Genomic DNA, 591 nt, shown 5'->3' with positions numbered 1-591 from the left:
TTATAGGAAAGCGACACAAGAGCATGTTGCAATCCCCAATACGCTAAATCGACAGTTTGCAGTAACTCAACCAGATCAAGTGTGGTGTGGCGACGTGACGTATGTTTGGGTCGGTAATCGCTGGGCCTATCTAGCCGTTGTTTTAGACTTATTTTCCCGCAAACCTGTTGGATGGGCTTTGTCATTATCACCAGATAGTGAGCTGACCTGTAAAGCTTTGAAAATGGCATTTGAGTTAAGGGGTAAGCCTGAGAATGTGATATATCACAGCGATCAAGGTTCGCATTACACGAGCTTGAAATTCAGACAATTAATATGGCGTCTTCAGATTGAGCAAAGTATGAGTCGTCGCGGGAATTGTTGGGATAACGCACCAATGGAGCGTTTCTTTAGAAGTTTGAAATCTGAGTGGATACCCGCCAATGGTTATGGGAATTTTACAGAAGCAGATAAAGAGATCACAAATTACATCACTGGATATTACAGTGAGACCAGACCCCATCAATATAATGGTGGGTTAACGCCAAATGAGTCAGAACGTTTATATTGGAATGACTCTAAAATCGTGGCCAATTTTACTTGACCACTACA

Annotated in this window: 1 pseudogene; it reads left to right on the top strand. The window is 42.3% G+C overall.

Annotated features, from left to right (window positions below):
- Positions 1 to 583 (top strand): annotated as a pseudogene (locus L5M28_RS24270) (IS3-like element ISSba5 family transposase); the annotation flags it as partial.
- Positions 584 to 591 lie beyond the last annotated feature (8 nt).

The sequence above is a fragment of the Shewanella sp. SW32 genome (assembly GCF_025653365.1).
Lineage (GTDB): Bacteria > Pseudomonadota > Gammaproteobacteria > Enterobacterales > Shewanellaceae > Shewanella > Shewanella oncorhynchi.
This window is presented reverse-complemented; position numbering and strand designations above follow the sequence as displayed.